Origin of the sequence: Streptoalloteichus hindustanus, assembly GCF_900129375.1 — a bacterium.
In the GTDB taxonomy this organism is placed as follows: Bacteria; Actinomycetota; Actinomycetes; order Mycobacteriales; family Pseudonocardiaceae; genus Streptoalloteichus; species Streptoalloteichus hindustanus.
Map to the genome: position 1 here is coordinate 466,161 of NZ_FQVN01000006.1, position 14,822 is coordinate 480,982.

Here is a 14,822-nt window from a genome sequence, read left to right on the forward strand (position 1 = left end):
GGGCCGGTGCCGGCGACCGCACTAGACTCCTGGCGTGGGTTCCCCTGACGATCCGGGCCGGTTGGTCCTCGCCGCCACGCCCCTCGGTGACTTCGGGGACGCCTCGCCCCGCCTGGTCGAGATGCTGGCCACCGCCGACGTGATCGCGGCCGAGGACACCCGGCACCTGCGCACCCTGACCGGTGTGCTGGGGGTGAACCCGACCGGGCGCGTGATCAGCTTCTACGACGCCGTCGAGGCGGCCAGGGTGCCCGGCCTGCTCGCCGCCCTGCGCTCGGGCTCGACCGTGCTGCTGGTCACCGACGCGGGCATGCCCAGCGTCTCCGACCCCGGATACCGGCTGGTGGCCGCGTGCGTGGCCGAGGACCTGCCCGTGACCTGCCTGCCAGGGCCGTCGGCCGTGCTCACCGCGTTGGCGGTGGCCGGCCTGCCGGGACGGCGGTTCTGCTTCGACGGCTTCCCGCCGCGCAAGTCGGGGCCGCGCCGCCGGTGGTTCGCCGCGTTGGCGGGAGAGACCAGGACCTGCGTGTTCTTCGAGTCGCCGCACCGGCTGGCGGAGAGCCTCGCCGACGCCGCGGCGGCGTTGGGAGGAGGGCGCGAAGCGGTGGTCTGCAAGGACCTGACGAAGCGCTACGAGGACGTGCGCAGGGGCACCCTGGCCGAGCTGGCGGAGTGGGCGGCGGCGGGGGTGCGCGGCGAGTTCACGGTGGTGCTCGCCGGAGCCGGGGAACCGCCGGTCGCGGCGGCGCCGCGCTGAGCTCGGTCTCACTGAGCTCGGTCTCACCGAGCTGGCCCACACGGCGCGCCGGGTGGAGGTCTGCGACGTCGGTGACGCCGGAGGAGTCGGTCGGCGGTGGGGAGGCGGGGGCGCGGACCGCGATGACCACGTGATCGCGGTCAGTCGCGTCCGCCGGTCCGTCCGCGGCGCGCTGCTGGCGCCCCGGTCACTTGTAGCGGTAGACGATGCGGCCGCGCGTCAGGTCGTAGGGCGACAGCTCGACGACGACGCGGTCCTCCAGCAGGATCCGGATGTAGTTCTTCCGCATCTTTCCGCTGATGTGGGCGAGGACGTGGTGCCCGTTCTGCAGCTCCACCCGGAACATCGCGTTGGGCAGTGCCTCGATCACCCGTCCCTCGACCTCGACGGACCCTTCCTTCTTTCCCATTACCCGCCTTCTCCTTCCGTTGGCCCGGACGGGGTGGCCGCGTTTCGCGGCGCCGACTTCGTGGACTTCGGGCGCTGTGGGCCAAATCGCATTGTACCGGCAGGGGTCGGCGAACCGCGGTGGTTCTGTCGCCGGGTGTGATCCGTCCACCACGGCGCGCGGCGGACGGGGTGGCGGTCAGGTTCGGTGAGTGGGTCCGGCGGGTGGGTTCGGCGCGCCGGTCCCGTGCCGGGCGGCGCGCCGAACCCCGGGATCACCCGGTGACGTCGGCCGCCTCGTCGTCGGCCCGCGACAGCTGGATGGCCTGCCGCCGGGCGAGCCGGTGCGTGCGGCGGATCTCCGCCTCCCGGAACCGGCGGTGGTCCTCGGCGGTCTCCGGCCGGACCGGCGGCACCGGCCGGGGCCGGCCCTCCGGGTCGATCGCCACGAACGTGAGGTAGGCGCTGGCGATGTGGTTCGCCGGGGTGGACTCGTTCCACCGCTCGGCCATCACCCGCACGCCGATCTCCATCGAGGTGCGCCCGGTCCAGTTCACCTGCGCGTGCGCGTGCACCAGGTCGCCGACCCTGGCCGGGACCAGGAAGGCCAGCTCGTCGACCGCGGCGGTGACCGCGGGACCGCCGCTGTGCCGCCCGGCCACGGCGGCCGCCGCGTCGTCGACCAGCTTCATCACCACCCCGCCGTGGCCCGTGCCGTACAGGTTGGCGTCCTGCGCCGACATGATGTGCGACAACGTCGTGCGGGACGCCGACGCCGGCTTCGCCGCCGGAGTCGGGACGTCGTCCCCCCACCCGCTGTCCGCCCCGACGGGGGCGTCGAACGATCGCTGAGCCATGGCCTTGTCCTTCCCTCGCGTGTCCCTCGGCCACGTCCGTGGCCCGCGTGGGGACGACGGGCGACCCACCTCGCGGCCCTCGGCCTCCCCCGGGCCACGGACCACCACGCGCCCACGCGCGTGGGCCACTGGCAGGTCTTCGGACTCGCGGGCACGCCGACCGGCCCGCCCCCGCGGGGCGGGGACCCGGCGACGCCTACTGGCCGTCGCTTCCCAGGCGCCCGGCGGCGCCCAGTGCCTGATGACGGCGGTCGTTCCCGCTCACCGCTGCGGGGCAGTTCCGGACTCGCACCGGATTCCCTCTTACGACGCCCGGCGGAGGGCCGGGCGAACCAGTCGCGAGTACCAGCATAGGCGGCGGACGGGCGTGAACCCCGGCGCCGACCAGGACGCGGAAGGGGCGGCCGACCTGTCGCCGACCGCCCCTCCGGAACCAAAAGACCTGGTCAGCAGCTCGTGCGGTAGAAGTACCTGCTGTTCTGGTCCATGGAGTCCCTGGTGATCGGAACCACCTCGACCTTGATCTCACTCTTGGCGGGCTTCTTCTGCGCGGCGGCCACCGCCTGCTGGACGCCCTGTCGGCCGATGCCGGCCGGATCCTGGGCGATCAGCGCCTGCACCGCGCCGTTGCGCAGGTCCTCGACCTGCTTCGGGCTCGCGTCGAAGCCCACCAGCTTCACCTGGCCGGTCCGCCCCGCGGCCCGCAGCGCGTTCGCCGCGCCCTCGGTGGTGTTGAGGTTCGTGGCGAAGATCCCGGCCAGGTCGGGGTTCTCGGTGAGCGCCTGCGCGACGACCTGCGCGGCCTTGGTCGGGTCGTTGTCCGTGTACTTCTTCGGCAGGTAGGTGATCTTCGAGTTGGCCGTGGTGACCTCGGCGAAGCCCTTCTCCCTGGCGTTGGTGCTCGAGGTGTCCAGCGTGGTGTCGAGCACCAGCACCTTGCCCTTGCCGTTGACGAGCTGGAGCAGGGTCTCCGCCGCCTTGCGCCCGCCCTGCACGTTGTCGGACGCCACCCTGGACGTCGACACGCCGCTGGCGAGGACGGTGGTGTCCACCTCGACGACCTTCGTCCCGTTGCGGTCGAGGTCCTTCATCGGCGCGATGAGTCGGCGCTCGTCGGTCGGCGCGATGAGCACGGCGGCGGCCTTGGCCTTGCGGGCCTCCTCGACCAGCGGCAGCTGCAGGTCCGCGTCGAACTTGTCCGGCGCCTTGGCCACGAACTCGTAGCCGAGCGCCGCCGCCTCCTCCTTCGCCCCGCACTCCATCGAGACGTAGAACGGCTCGGCCTTCACACCGGGCAGGAAGTACAGCTTCGGCTTGCCGCCCTCGCTCCCCGTCTCGGAGCCGCCGCCGCACGCCGTCAGCATGCTCGCCGCGGCCACCGCCGCGGCCACCGCGTACGCCCGTCTACCCGCCGCCATTCCCGTACCTCCTCGTGCGCCGCGGTGTCCTGGACCGGGGGGACACCGCGCTGCCCCGGTGTCGGTGAGTCCGGACGGTGGGCGCGGACCCACTGTCCGGACACCGGACACGCGGGCGGGATTCAACTCACGTCCCCGGCCGGAGTCAACGACCGACGTGCGTCCATGGTGGATCACGGACGGCGGTCGCCGGTGGTGAGCTCGGTCATGCCGGCGGGCGGCGCGCAGGTTGGGCGCGGTCACGGGGTTGGTGCGAGGTCGACTTCTCCCCGTGGGCCGGATCCCCGGTTTCACTGTCGGTGTAAGAAAAGTCACCCGACGTCGGCGGTCGACCCCACCCCGGCGCACCATCGATCCACTGTGGACAGCATTGCGGCGGCGAGCTGTTCGGGCGCGGCCGACCGGCGGATGCCGTCTCTGGCCACTGTGGCCAGTTGGTCGTCCGTCAGACCCAGCGCGGAGCGGCAGAGCTCGTACTGCCCGGCGAGGCCGACCCCGAACAGCAGCGGGTCGTCGCTGGCGACCGCCACCGGAACCCCGGCGGCGAGCAGCGCGGCGATCGGGACCTCCGCCAGCTCGTGCACCCCCAGCGGCGGGTAGGAGGTCGGGCACACCTCCAACGCGACCTGGCGGCTGGCGAGCAGGTCGAGCGTGGCGGGGTCGCGCGCCGCCGACGTGCCGTGGCCGATCCGGTCGGCGCCCAGCAGCTCCACGCACGCGCGGACGTGGTCCGGCCCGGTGAAGAACCCGGAGTGCGGCGTGCGCAGCAGGCCGGCGTCGCCGGCGATCCGGAAGGCGGGCGCGAAGTCGGCGGGACGCCCCCGCCGCTCGTCGTTGGACAACCCGAAGCCGACCACGCCCGCCCCGGCGTACTCGGCGGCCAGCCCGGCCAACCGCTCGGCGTGCTCCGGCGGCCGGGCCCAGCTCGACGTGACGATCACGCCGGTGGGCACGCTGGCCTCGGCGGCCCCGGCCAGCACGGCCTCCAGCGTCGCGCGCAGCCCGCCGAGCACGGGGGCGTAGGCGGTGGGGTCGACCTGGATCTCCAGCCAGCCGCAGCCGTCGGCCGCGTCGGCCGCCGCGGCCTCCACCACGACCCGCCGCACGTCGGCCGCGGTCCGGATCACCGCGCGGGCCGCGTCGTAGAGCTCCTGGAACCCGGCCCAGCCGTCCAGTCGGGAGCAGTCCAGCGAGGACGGCAGGCGCACCCCGTGCCGGGCGGCCAGCTCGACGAGGGTCTCCGGCCGCAGGGAGCCCGCGAGGTGGAGGTGGAGATGGGCCTTGGGCAGCGCGCGCAGGTCCCGCGCCGGCGCGGTCGGTGTCGTTCCCGCCGCCGTGTCGTCCATCACGTTCCCTCCGGCGTCCGCGTCCCGCGCTGTGGAGCGGGCGTTCCGCCCCACCCTTCCCGCTTCCCGCCGGGCCCGGGCATCCCCCGAACCGGCGACGTCGCCCCACGCCTGCGACGTCCGTCACCCGCGTCTTGTTGGGCCATTCGCCAGCGCGGCACGGGGTCGGTTCCGAGCTCGGGCTCCCGCCTTCGAGATCCGATTCGCCCGCGTGGAGTAATGCGCGTCACAAAGGGGCGGAGCCGAATGGTGGGGACGGCGAAAGGGGCCGACTTGACGCAGAAGAAAGAAAGCGTCACGACCTGTGGTGAAAGAAATGCGAAGAGTGGCGGTTGGATCGTGACGGCGTGGGTCGGAATAAGGTGGGAAACTCCCGCCGCGAGAAGTGCGGACGATCCGGGGAAGACCAAGGGCCCCGGACGCCGAAGCGTCCGGGGCCCTGATGGTGGGCGATACTGGGATTGAACCAGTGACCTCTACCGTGTCAAGGTAGCGCTCTCCCACTGAGCTAATCGCCCGAGGCGGAGGCGGGAATCGAACCCGCGTACAGGGCTTTGCAGGCCCTTGCCTAAGCCACTCGGCCACTCCGCCGTTCCCCGGGCCTCCCCGGGGAGACCGGCCCGGTAGAGTGGGCCGCTCAGAGCGGACGACGGGACTCGAACCCGCGACCCTCACCTTGGCAAGGTGATGCGCTACCAACTGCGCTACGTCCGCACGCTCCGGCTGGCTGTCCGTTCCGCTCCCGGTCGCCGGGGAGTTCCCCTGACTTCCGCTTCGCTTCCCGGCCCGTTCGCCGTGCTGCGAGCGAAACTTTAGCCGACGCTGCGAGCCGGGATCAAATCGGGGTCCCCTCGCAGCGTCGGGGCCGGGCGTTTCCTCAGGTCAGGTCGTTGGAGAGCAGGTGCGTGAGGGCCTCGTCGATGTCGACCCAGAGGTTCTCGTTGCCCGGCACCACGACGTCGTAGGTGCGGTCGAGGAACTCGGCGAGCTCCTGGGCCGATGCCTCGAAGACGGCGTGGCCGGACGGCGAGCTGAGCTCGATCACGACCACCTCGGGGTCGTCCACCGCCGGTCGGATCCGCACGTCGCCCTGACCGGCCTCGGCGATCAGGCCGTCGGCCAGCAGGTCGCGGGCGAACACCCACTCCACCCACCCGGCGCGGCCGGTGCGGAACGCCGCGACGACGGCGTACGGGTCGCGGGTGTCGTAGCGGAGCTCCACCTGCACCGGAACGGCAGGGGTCCGAGGTGCCAGTAGGTCGAAAACCGCCGCAGAGCGGAGTGTCACGTGTTCGTTGCGCATTGTGATCGCCTTTCCTGCTCCTTCCCGGCCAGGAAACGACCGAGCCCCACAGTTGTGACGCGGATGTGGCGCTCAACGCTCGCTTGCGGCGCATAGATCACCCATACGGGTCAGCGATATTCCGCTGGGCGACGAGTGCGCTGCTGTGCGTGTTCAGGGTCCGCCGGCAATTCCGTTACCAGACCAGCGTGACCCCGACCACATCTGAACGCGAACGCTGCACGCGAGGAATCCCCGTGAGGTGGACCCCCGGTTGGGTCTCCCCGTGCTCGGTTCCCGGGTGGCCGAACAACCCGGCTTCGGGCAGCGACAACCACCGTACGCTGGAGGAACGGTGTGCCGGACGCGCTGTGAGCGCGGTCGCGCGTGACGGCGGTCGCCCCGCTGTCGCCCACGGCCCCCGTGTTGGAAGCTGTGGTCCCGCCCCCACCACGAGCCCGTCGCGAGCCACGGGAGGACGGTTCGGCGCCATGCCCGAACGCCAGGACCAACAACCCGGCGACCGCCGGCATTCCCCGCCGCCGACCCGGCTGCCTCCCGGCGCGCGCCGGGGCGGAAACGGCGAACCGGACGATGTGCTCGAAGAGGTCGCGGAACAGCTCGGCTTCCGGGACCGCCTCCGGCGCAACCCCGCCCTCCGGCTCGCGTACCGCGCCGGGGTCGGCGTGGCCGGCGGGCTCGTCCTCGCCGTCGGCGTCGTCGCCATCCCCTACCCGGGGCCGGGGTGGCTGATCGTCTTCGCCGGGCTGGCCATCCTCGCCACCGAGTTCCGCTGGGCCGCGCGGGTCCTGGGGCGCGCCCGCTCCCGGTACGACGCCTGGACCGGGTGGCTGCGCCGCCAGCGCCTCGCCACCCGGCTGCTCGTGGCCGGCGCCACCGGCGTCGTCGTGCTCGGCACCCTCTGGCTGCTGAACGTGTTCGGGCTGGTCGCGGGCCTGCTCCGGCTCGACCTGCCGTGGCTGGGCACCCCGATTTCGTCTTTGCGGGGCTGGTCCTGTATGTTTCTCCTGCCGGCGGGGAACGGCGGGCGCGGGAGCGCCCTCATCCCGGTCGGGACAACAGAACACTCGGGCGATTAGCTCAGGGGGAGAGCGCTTCGTTCACACCGAAGAGGTCACTGGTTCGATCCCAGTATCGCCCACCCGAAGACCAAGGCCCCGGACGCGAAGCGTCCGGGGCCTTGGTCGTGATGTTGGGGTCGTGATGTTGGGGGGCGAGCCCCCATACCCCCGCGGCGCGAGTTCCTCGCCCTGACGAGCGCTGGGCGCTTTTCCCTTTCACCAACGCACTTTCCCCGGGGCCGTGGGCTCCGCCACGGCTGTGGCTTCCCCTTGACGTGCTCGGGGCCGCGGGCTTCGCCGCGGCTGCCCAAACCCGCTCGGCGTCGTTGGCGCTCCGACCGGAGTGATCCCGTTCACTTCCTGGCTCCGTTCAGGGGTCCGACAGCGCCTTTGATCTTTCGCTTCCGCGTGGTTTTCCGCTCAGTTCCGGGGATCGCTCGTTGTCACCCACACGGGGCCGGGCCTCCCCGCGCCGCGCATCACACCGGGGTGGGGTGTGGGGCTTGGCACACCTGGAGATCTCGCTCCCCGTTGACGGTTGCGGATCATGTTTTCCTTGTGGCTCAACGCTTTTCGCTCATGGGCTGACCGCTGGCAGCCCGGCTCCCGGTGGTGCGATGGCCTGCCTCCGGGCTGTCTCCCGCCTCGGATCAGCTCGTTGTCCCCCACTCGCGCCTCTTGCTGCTCAGGACACAGTGGACGGCCTTCCAGTTCGGCGACCTCCTGGTGGGGGAGTGGGTGACGCGTACCCCACTGGCGTCTCCCGTTGCTCAGACCACAGTGGAATCGGTTAGGGGGCTTGGGTTTGGTGGGGTGCGCCGCGGACCCGGTCATGACGGGCCCGCGGCGCGTCGGACGGGTGGTCACGCGACGGCGGCGGACGACCAGTGGGCGGTGTAGGCCGCCACCTCGCCGTCGATCCAGGCGTCGAGCTTGGCGCGGTTGGCCCGGGCCGTGAGCCGGTGGTGGCGGTGTCGTCGGACGTCGATCACGAGGGGTTCGGCGCCCGGCAGCAGGACGTCCCGGTGGCGCTCCAGGAGGCGGAGCGCGACGGTCGCGCCGTCCCTGGTGAGCGGTCGGTCCTTGACGTACAGGAACACGACGTGGGTGCGGCCGTTCGGCTCCTGGAGGCCCAGGTGGGGGGTGATCCCCAGGTCCAGGTCGCCGGAGCGCCAGCGGGTCGAGCCGACCGGGACCACCGCCGGCTTCCAGTGCCGCGTGCACTCCAGCCAGCCCTCGGCGACCGCCTCGTAGTGCGGGCGCTGCGGCGGCCGGGCGGCCTCGACCACGGGCGCCAGCGCCGCCAGGTCGTCACCCCGCGCCCGGCCGGCGCGGATCGCGTTGATGATGCGGGGGTAGAAGGAGAGCCCGAACACGGTGGGGTTGTCGTACAGCCGCCGCTGCTGCGTGACGGTGCTGATGCGCACGGACCCCGTGCCGACGCTGTAGTCGACGAAGCTCCCCAGTGAGATCCTGATCACTGCAGACGTGGTCGCCACTGCTGCCTCCCTGGCCTGGCGGCGCACCCCCTGTGCGCCTCGGCCACACCCAGGACACTAGCCGGGACCCCTGACAATTTTGGCTGGTCAGGACTGCTTTTCCTGCTCCTCCGGCGGGGTGTTGCGCCAGTGCCACGAGGTGCGTCGGGGCAGCCCGGGGAGCTCCGCCCGACCGGTGCACCACAACAGCAGCTCCCACGGGTCCGCGTGCTCCGGCGCGTCCGGGAACATCCGGTCGAGCAGCCGGCGGCACAGGTCGGCCGGGGGAGCCAGGCGCACGCCCAGACCGGCGGCGATGTCCGCGCCGTGCGCCAGCACCTCCACGGCGCCGATCCCCGCGTAGCCCTCGGCGTCGGTCGTGCCCCAGGGGTGGAAGAAGCGCTGACCCTCCGGCGCGGTGCGGAGCGCGGCGGAGAGCAGGCGCCCCCCGATCGTGACCAGTTCCAGTGCCCCGGACGGCGGCACGCCGTCCCCGACCCGCGCCGCGAAGGGCACCCCGCGCTCCTGGGCGGCGACGGCGACCCGGGCGGCGTAGGTGAACAGGTCGTCGAGCAGGTGGTCGACCGTGCTCCGGCAGTCCCAGTCCAGGCCCCCGGCGGGCGCGGACCAGTCGGCGGTCTCCGCGACCGACCTCAGCGCGGTCACGACGACGTCGACGGCGGAGTCGAGGTCGTCGGGGGTGAACAGGTGTCGACGCACTCGGCGCTCCTCACTCCAACGGGCGAAGACGATCATTCGCGAGTGTGTACGACGTCCTTCTGTGTGACCTTTCCGTTCTGGAAGCACAGGCGGTAGAACGCGAGCTCGTTGTTCGGCGCGTGCTCGTCGGGGGCGCGGAAGTGGGTGCAGCGCGCGCCCGTCGGCAGCGGGGCGCCCGCCTGCCGGGCCTGCGGCCAGATCTCGCCGGCGTCGTTGGGCAGCGGCGGCAGCTCGTCCTCCCGCTGCCCGACCTGGATCCGGTCGTAGGCGGGCCGGCCCATCTCGATGTCGCCCCACTCCTGGCTGGCGACGAAGACGAAGGCCACGAAGCACGCGAACACCACCAGGACGGTGATGGCGATGGCCCACAACACCCCCGTGGTGCCGGCCCTGGGCAGCTCCGGCGGCGGGGCGGCGTCCTCGGCCCCCGCCACGGGGGTCGGGCTCGGGGTCGGGCTCGGGCTCGCCGCCCTGACCGGCTCCGCGTCGGCCGGGGGCTGGTCGGGCAGCGCGGCCTCGACCACGAACCCCCCGTCGGCGGTGGGCCGCGAGGTCAGCTCGCCGCCGGCGACCGCCACCCGCTCCCGCAGGCCGATCAACCCCTGGCCGCCGCTGCTGACGCCGTCGGGCGCCGGCCCGGTCGGCGCGGTGTTGGCGACCGCCACCCGCAGGCCGGCGGGCCGGAACTCCACGAGGACCCGCACCTCCGCGCCCGGCGCGTACTTGTGCGCGTTGGTCAGCCCCTCCTGCAACACCCGGAAGGCGGCCTGCTCGGTCAGCGCCGGGAGCGCGCGGTGCTGCCCCGTCCGCTCCACCAGGACGTTCATCCCCGCCTGGCGCGAGCGCGTGACCAACTCGTCGACGTCGGAGAGCGTCTGCGTGGCGCCCCGCTCGGCGTCGTCCTCCTGGGTCAGCACGCCGATGATCTGCCGCAGCTCCTGCATCGCCGACTGGGTCGCGTCGCGCAGCACCCGCACGGCCCGCATCTGCGGCTCCGGCAGCGCCGCGGTCATCTCCAGCGCGCCGGCGTGGAGCGACACCAGGGTGAGCTGGTGCCCGAGACTGTCGTGCATGTCCCTGGCGATCCGCGTGCGTTCCCGCAGCCGCGCCTGCTCGGCCACGACCAGGCGCTCGCGCTCCAGGTGGGCGTTGCGCTGCCGCAGGGCGTTGATCAGCGCCCGGCGTTGCGCGCGGTACCGCCCCATCAGCGCCGGCAGCGCCACCACCAGCACCAGGAAGGCCAGCACGATGGTCAGCACGCTCCTGCTGCCCAGGAACTGGAACCACGCGGCCGTCATCTGGAACGTGAGGACCCCGCAGACCGAGACGATGAGCCGCCACCAGCGCGCGACCCGGTACCCGGCGCCGTAGCTCGCCACGACGACCAGCACGCTGACCGTGCCGGCCGAGAGGAGGCTCAACGCGCCCACCGCCAGCAGGGTGAACGCGGGGAAGCGCAGGCGGAGCAGGGTGAGGATCGCGGCCAGCGGCGCGGCCACCGCGAAGGCCCAGGAGGGGGTGTCCGAGTCGGCGAGCCCGAACAGCGCGCCCGGCCCGAGCACGAGGGCCAGCACGAACAGCTCGTAGAACAGGCGGCGGCGGGGGATCGGCCGGGGCGGGAGCAACGAGCGGAGGAACCGCGTCAGCTCGGCTCGCAGCTGACGGCCGCGGTCGGACGGGGACAGGGCACCGGGCACGCCACGACGGTAGCCGGCTCGCCGGTCCGGTCCGCCCACTTTGCCCTGACCGCCCCGCGCCGTGGGCCGGGCCGCCGCGCCCGTCCGGCGGGGGAGGGAAACCCGCAGGTTGCGCGTGGGGCGGACTCGATAGCATCGGCGGACGAGCACCACCCGTTCGCGCGCCGGGCAGAGCGGCGCGCCCCGAGTCGAGGAGACCCCCGTGTCGCAGACGAGTCCCGTGTCCGCCGAGCCCGCAGCGCGCGTGCTGGTGCCGGCCGGGACGACCGCCGGCCAGGCGCTGCGCGAGGCGGGGGCGCCGAACAAGGGGCCGGAGGCCGTCGTCGTCGTGCGCGACCCCGAGGGTCGGCTGCGCGACCTGTCCTGGGCGCCCGCGGCGGACACCGAGGTCGAGCCGGTCACCGCGGACAGCGAGGACGGGCGGAGCGTGATCCGCCACTCCTGCGCCCACGTGCTCGCGCAGGCGGTGCAGCAGCTCTTCCCCGAGGCCAAGCTGGGCATCGGCCCGCCGATCAGGGACGGCTTCTACTACGACTTCGACGTGGACCGGCCGTTCACGCCCGAGGACCTGCAGGCGCTGGAGAAGCGCATGAAGCAGATCATCAAGGGCGCGCAGCGGTTCTCCCGGCGCGTGGTCGAGTCGGTCGACGCGGCGAAGGCCGAGCTGGCCGCCGAGCCGTACAAGCTCGAACTGGTCGACATCAAGTCGGAGCCGGGCGCGGCGGACGCCGTGGACACCTCCGAGGTGATGGAGGTCGGCGGCGGCGAGCTGACGGTCTACGACAACCTCGACCCGCGCAGCGGCGACCGGGTGTGGGGCGACCTGTGCCGCGGCCCGCACGTGCCGACCACCAAGTACATCCCGGCGTTCAAGCTCATGCGCTCCGCCGCGGCCTACTGGCGGGGCAGCGAGAAGAACCCGCAGCTCCAGCGGGTCTACGGCACCGCGTGGGAGTCGCAGGAGGCGCTGGACCGGCACCTGGAGCTGCTGGCAGAGGCCGAGCGGCGGGACCACCGGCGGCTCGGCTCCGAGCTGGACCTGTTCAGCTTCCCCGACGAGATCGGCTCCGGGTTGGCCGTCTTCCACCCGAAGGGCGGGGTGATCCGCCGGGTCATGGAGGACTACTCGCGGCGTCGCCACGAGGAGGCCGACTACGAGTTCGTCTACTCGCCGCACATCACCAAGAGCACGCTGTTCGAGACCTCGGGCCACCTCGACTGGTACCGGGACGGCATGTACCCGGCGATGCACCTCGACGCCGAGCTCGACGACGAGGGCGCCGTCCGCCGGCCGGGGCAGGACTACTACCTCAAGCCGATGAACTGCCCGTTCCACAACCTGATCTTCCGGGCGCGCGGGCGGTCCTACCGGGAGCTGCCGCTGCGGCTGTTCGAGTTCGGCTCGGTCTACCGGTACGAGAAGTCCGGCGTGGTGCATGGCCTGACCCGGGTGCGCGGCATGACGCAGGACGACGCGCACATCTACTGCACGCAGGAGCAGGTGCAGGACGAGCTGAAGTCGCTGCTGACCTTCGTGCTCGACCTGCTGCGCGACTACGGCCTCGACGACTTCTACCTGGAGCTGTCGACGAAGAACGAGGAGAAGTACGTCGGCTCGGACGAGGTCTGGGAGCAGGCCACCGAGACGCTGCGCCAGGTCGCCGAGGACTCCGGCCTGGAGCTAGTGCCGGACCCGGGCGGCGCGGCCTTCTACGGCCCGAAGATCTCGGTGCAGGCCAAGGACGCGCTGGGCCGCACCTGGCAGATGTCCACCATCCAGCTCGACTTCAACCTGCCGGAGCGGTTCGAGCTGGAGTACACCGCGTCGGACGGCTCGCGGAAGCGCCCGGTGATGATCCACCGCGCGTTGTTCGGCTCGATCGAGCGGTTCTTCGGCGTCCTGACCGAGCACTACGCGGGGGCGTTCCCGGCGTGGCTGGCCCCGGTCCAGGCCGTGGGCATCCCGATCGCCGACGAGCACGTCGAGCACCTGGCCCAGGTGGCGAAGGCGTTGCGCGCCAACGGGATCCGGGTCGAGGTCGACTTCTCCGACGACCGGATGCAGAAGAAGATCCGCAACCACACGATGCAGAAGGTGCCGTTCCTGCTGCTGGCCGGCGGCAAGGACGTGGAGGCCGGGGCGGTGTCGTTCCGGTTCCGCGACGGCAGCCAGATCAACGGGGTGCCGGTGGACCGGGCGGTGGCCGCCGTCACCCGGTGGGTGGAGCGGCGGGAGAACTCCTCGCCGACCGCGGAGACCTTCCCGGTGGACGCGGCGTGAACCCCGTGGACCCGGAGAACGGACTGCCGGGCCCGGTGCCGGGCGGGCCGGCCGGCGCGGCCGGCGGCTCCCCCGAGGTCGTCGCCCAGGAGGGCGTCGGCGTGCACGACGCCCTCCAGCGGCTGTGGACCCCGCACCGGATGGCCTACATCCAGGGCGAGAACAAGCCGGTCGGCGCGGAGCCGGGCGGCTGCCCGTTCTGCCGGGTAGTGGAGCTGCCCGACGCCGAGGCGTTGATCATCGCCAGGGGCCGGCTGGTGTACGCGGTGCTGAACCTGTACCCGTACAACCCGGGGCACCTCATGCTGCTGCCGTACCGGCACGTGCCCGACTACACCGACCTGACCGCCGACGAGACCGTCGAGCTGGCCGAGTTCACCCAGCACGCGATGCGGGCGGTGCGCCTGGCCTCCGCCCCGCACGGGTTCAACATCGGCATGAACCAGGGCGCCGTGGCCGGCGCCGGCATCGCGGCCCACCTGCACCAGCACGTCGTGCCGCGGTGGGGCGGGGACTCGAACTTCATGCCGGTGGTCGGGCAGACCAAGGTGCTGCCCCAGCTGCTGGGCCAGACGAGGGAGCTGCTGGCGGAGGCCTGGCGGCGGGTCGACTAGCCCGCCGGGAACGCCGGCGGTCCCGCCCGACCGCCAGGGGGCCGGCGCCGGGGACCGGGGCCGCGGGTCAGGGCTGGGGACCAGCGGTGTGACCAGCGCCGTCGACCGGGTGGCGTGCCGGGCGTGCGCCCCGGACCGCCACCCGGAGCGGCCCGGCCGGCGTAACGCGCGCCACGTCGGCCCGCGGTCGCGGAGGTGTCGCCGCCGGCGGCGCGCGGCGGGCTGGTTAGGCTGCCGGAACCACCAGTCCCTCCGCTTCCGGTAGGTGCCGAGACTTCCCGATGCTCAACGTCTTCGCCCGTTCCTCGGTCTCCCGCGTCACCGATCCGGTCGGGGCGTGGCTGGTCCGGTGCGGGCTCACCCCGAACGTCGTCACCGTCGTCGGCACGACCGGCACGGTGCTGGCCGCGTTGTGGTTCTTCCCGCGCGGGCAGCTCTTCGTCGGCACCCTGGTCGTCACCCTGTTCGTGCTGTTCGACCTGCTGGACGGGGCGATGGCGCGCGCGGCGGGCCGGGGGACCCCGTTCGGGGCGGTGCTCGACGCGAGCTGCGACCGGATCGCCGACGGCGCGTTGTTCGGGGCGCTGGCCTGGTGGTGCTTCACCGGCGCGGACAACCGGCCGCTGGCCGCGGCCGCCCTCGTGTGCCTGGTCGCCGCGCAGGTCATCTCCTACGTGAAGGCGCGGGCCGAGGCGTCCGGGCTGTCCGCGGACGGCGGCCTGGTCGAGCGCGCGGAGCGGTTCATCATCGCCCTGGTGGGCGCCGGCCTGTCCGGACTGGGCGTGCCGTGGGCGCTGGACGTCGCGTTGTGGCTGCTCGCGGCGCTCTCGGTGGCGACCGTGGTGCAGCGCCTGGTGGCGGTGGCCCGCTCGGCCAGGGAGTCGGCGAATGGAGGCTGACGGG

Annotated in this window: 13 protein-coding genes, 4 tRNA genes and 1 riboswitch; of the genes, 6 read left to right on the top strand and 11 right to left on the bottom strand. The window is 72.8% G+C overall.

Annotation, left to right across the window (positions count from 1 at the left end; all coding sequences use genetic code 11):
- Window positions 1-34: 34 nt before the first annotated feature.
- On the top strand, window positions 35-757 hold the full coding sequence (gene rsmI / locus BUE43_RS20955) for a 16S rRNA (cytidine(1402)-2'-O)-methyltransferase (protein ID WP_083959883.1): 723 nt from the start codon (window positions 35-37) through the stop codon (window positions 755-757).
- 187 nt (window positions 758-944) lie between these two features.
- On the opposite strand, the gene infA is transcribed toward rsmI, so the two are convergent.
- From infA to BUE43_RS20995, 8 genes are all read right to left on the bottom strand, one after another.
- Window positions 945-1,166 (bottom strand): translation initiation factor IF-1, encoded by a 222-nt coding sequence (gene infA / locus BUE43_RS20960; protein WP_073485773.1) that lies wholly within the window; start codon window positions 1,164-1,166, stop codon window positions 945-947.
- Between the two features lie 253 nt (window positions 1,167-1,419).
- Window positions 1,420-2,001 (bottom strand): acyl-CoA thioesterase, encoded by a 582-nt coding sequence (locus tag BUE43_RS20965; RefSeq protein WP_073485775.1) that lies wholly within the window; start codon window positions 1,999-2,001, stop codon window positions 1,420-1,422.
- Between the two features lie 127 nt (window positions 2,002-2,128).
- Window positions 2,129-2,338, bottom strand: a riboswitch (cobalamin riboswitch).
- A 109-nt stretch (window positions 2,339-2,447) separates the two neighbouring features.
- The gene (locus BUE43_RS20970) at window positions 2,448-3,419 is read right to left on the bottom strand and encodes an ABC transporter substrate-binding protein (RefSeq protein ID WP_073485777.1); all 972 of its coding nucleotides are present in this window, start codon (window positions 3,417-3,419) and stop codon (window positions 2,448-2,450) included.
- A gap of 311 nt (window positions 3,420-3,730) precedes the next feature.
- The gene (gene add, locus BUE43_RS20975) at window positions 3,731-4,765 is read right to left on the bottom strand and encodes an adenosine deaminase (protein WP_073486173.1); all 1,035 of its coding nucleotides are present in this window, start codon (window positions 4,763-4,765) and stop codon (window positions 3,731-3,733) included.
- A 443-nt stretch (window positions 4,766-5,208) separates the two neighbouring features.
- Window positions 5,209-5,283 (bottom strand) — tRNA-Val (locus BUE43_RS20980).
- Window position 5,284: 1 nt separating this feature from the next.
- A tRNA-Cys gene (locus BUE43_RS20985) sits at window positions 5,285-5,356 on the bottom strand.
- Window positions 5,357-5,406: 50 nt separating this feature from the next.
- Window positions 5,407-5,479 (bottom strand) — tRNA-Gly (locus BUE43_RS20990).
- Between the two features lie 163 nt (window positions 5,480-5,642).
- Window positions 5,643-6,068: an SsgA family sporulation/cell division regulator gene (locus tag BUE43_RS20995; RefSeq protein WP_073485779.1), complete on the bottom strand. Its 426-nt coding sequence runs from the start codon at window positions 6,066-6,068 to the stop codon at window positions 5,643-5,645.
- 470 nt (window positions 6,069-6,538) lie between these two features.
- Here BUE43_RS20995 and BUE43_RS21000 point away from each other — a divergent pair, with 470 nt between their 5' ends.
- Window positions 6,539-7,147, top strand: coding sequence for a TIGR02611 family protein (locus BUE43_RS21000; protein WP_073485781.1), 609 nt, complete (start codon window positions 6,539-6,541; stop codon window positions 7,145-7,147).
- Window positions 7,138-7,209, top strand: a tRNA-Val gene (locus tag BUE43_RS21005). The genes BUE43_RS21000 and BUE43_RS21005 overlap by 10 nt, the downstream gene beginning before the upstream one ends.
- A gap of 783 nt (window positions 7,210-7,992) precedes the next feature.
- Here the strand turns inward: BUE43_RS21005 and BUE43_RS21010 are convergent.
- The 3 genes from BUE43_RS21010 to BUE43_RS21020 form a co-directional block, all read right to left on the bottom strand.
- Window positions 7,993-8,628, bottom strand: a complete 636-nt coding sequence (locus BUE43_RS21010) for a hypothetical protein (RefSeq protein ID WP_143174276.1) — start codon at window positions 8,626-8,628, stop codon at window positions 7,993-7,995.
- Between the two features lie 87 nt (window positions 8,629-8,715).
- A complete protein-coding gene (locus BUE43_RS21015) occupies window positions 8,716-9,327 on the bottom strand; it encodes a maleylpyruvate isomerase N-terminal domain-containing protein (protein WP_200797608.1) in 612 nt (203 codons plus the stop codon).
- A gap of 32 nt (window positions 9,328-9,359) precedes the next feature.
- Window positions 9,360-11,024, bottom strand: a complete 1,665-nt coding sequence (locus BUE43_RS21020) for a sensor histidine kinase (RefSeq protein ID WP_073486177.1) — start codon at window positions 11,022-11,024, stop codon at window positions 9,360-9,362.
- Between the two features lie 202 nt (window positions 11,025-11,226).
- Between BUE43_RS21020 and thrS the strand changes: the two genes are divergently transcribed.
- The 3 genes from thrS (at window position 11,227) to pgsA (ending at window position 14,818) form a co-directional block, all read left to right on the top strand.
- Window positions 11,227-13,305 carry a threonine--tRNA ligase gene (gene thrS / locus BUE43_RS21025; protein WP_073485785.1) on the top strand — a complete coding sequence of 693 codons (2,079 nt, stop codon included), beginning with the start codon at window positions 11,227-11,229 and terminating at the stop codon, window positions 13,303-13,305.
- A gap of 35 nt (window positions 13,306-13,340) precedes the next feature.
- On the top strand, window positions 13,341-13,919 hold the full coding sequence (locus BUE43_RS21030; protein WP_234995836.1) for an HIT family protein: 579 nt from the start codon (window positions 13,341-13,343) through the stop codon (window positions 13,917-13,919).
- A 281-nt stretch (window positions 13,920-14,200) separates the two neighbouring features.
- Complete coding sequence (gene pgsA, locus BUE43_RS21035) at window positions 14,201-14,818, top strand: phosphatidylinositol phosphate synthase (RefSeq protein WP_073485787.1); 618 nt, start codon at window positions 14,201-14,203, stop codon at window positions 14,816-14,818.
- Window positions 14,819-14,822: the final 4 nt, after the last annotated feature.

Bases quoted from the DNA above. Each gene is read 5' to 3' on its own strand.
- infA (WP_073485773.1), bottom strand. From the start codon at position 1,166: ATGGGAAAGAAGGAAGGGTCCGTCGAGGTCGAGGGACGGGTGATCGAG.
- BUE43_RS20965 (WP_073485775.1), bottom strand. From the start codon at position 2,001: ATGGCTCAGCGATCGTTCGACGCCCCCGTCGGGGCGGACAGCGGGTGG.
- BUE43_RS20970 (WP_073485777.1), bottom strand. From the start codon at position 3,419: ATGGCGGCGGGTAGACGGGCGTACGCGGTGGCCGCGGCGGTGGCCGCG.
- add (WP_073486173.1), bottom strand. From the start codon at position 4,765: ATGGACGACACGGCGGCGGGAACGACACCGACCGCGCCGGCGCGGGAC.
- BUE43_RS20995 (WP_073485779.1), bottom strand. From the start codon at position 6,068: ATGCGCAACGAACACGTGACACTCCGCTCTGCGGCGGTTTTCGACCTA.
- BUE43_RS21000 (WP_073485781.1), top strand. From the start codon at position 6,539: ATGCCCGAACGCCAGGACCAACAACCCGGCGACCGCCGGCATTCCCCG.
- pgsA (WP_073485787.1), top strand. From the start codon at position 14,201: ATGCTCAACGTCTTCGCCCGTTCCTCGGTCTCCCGCGTCACCGATCCG.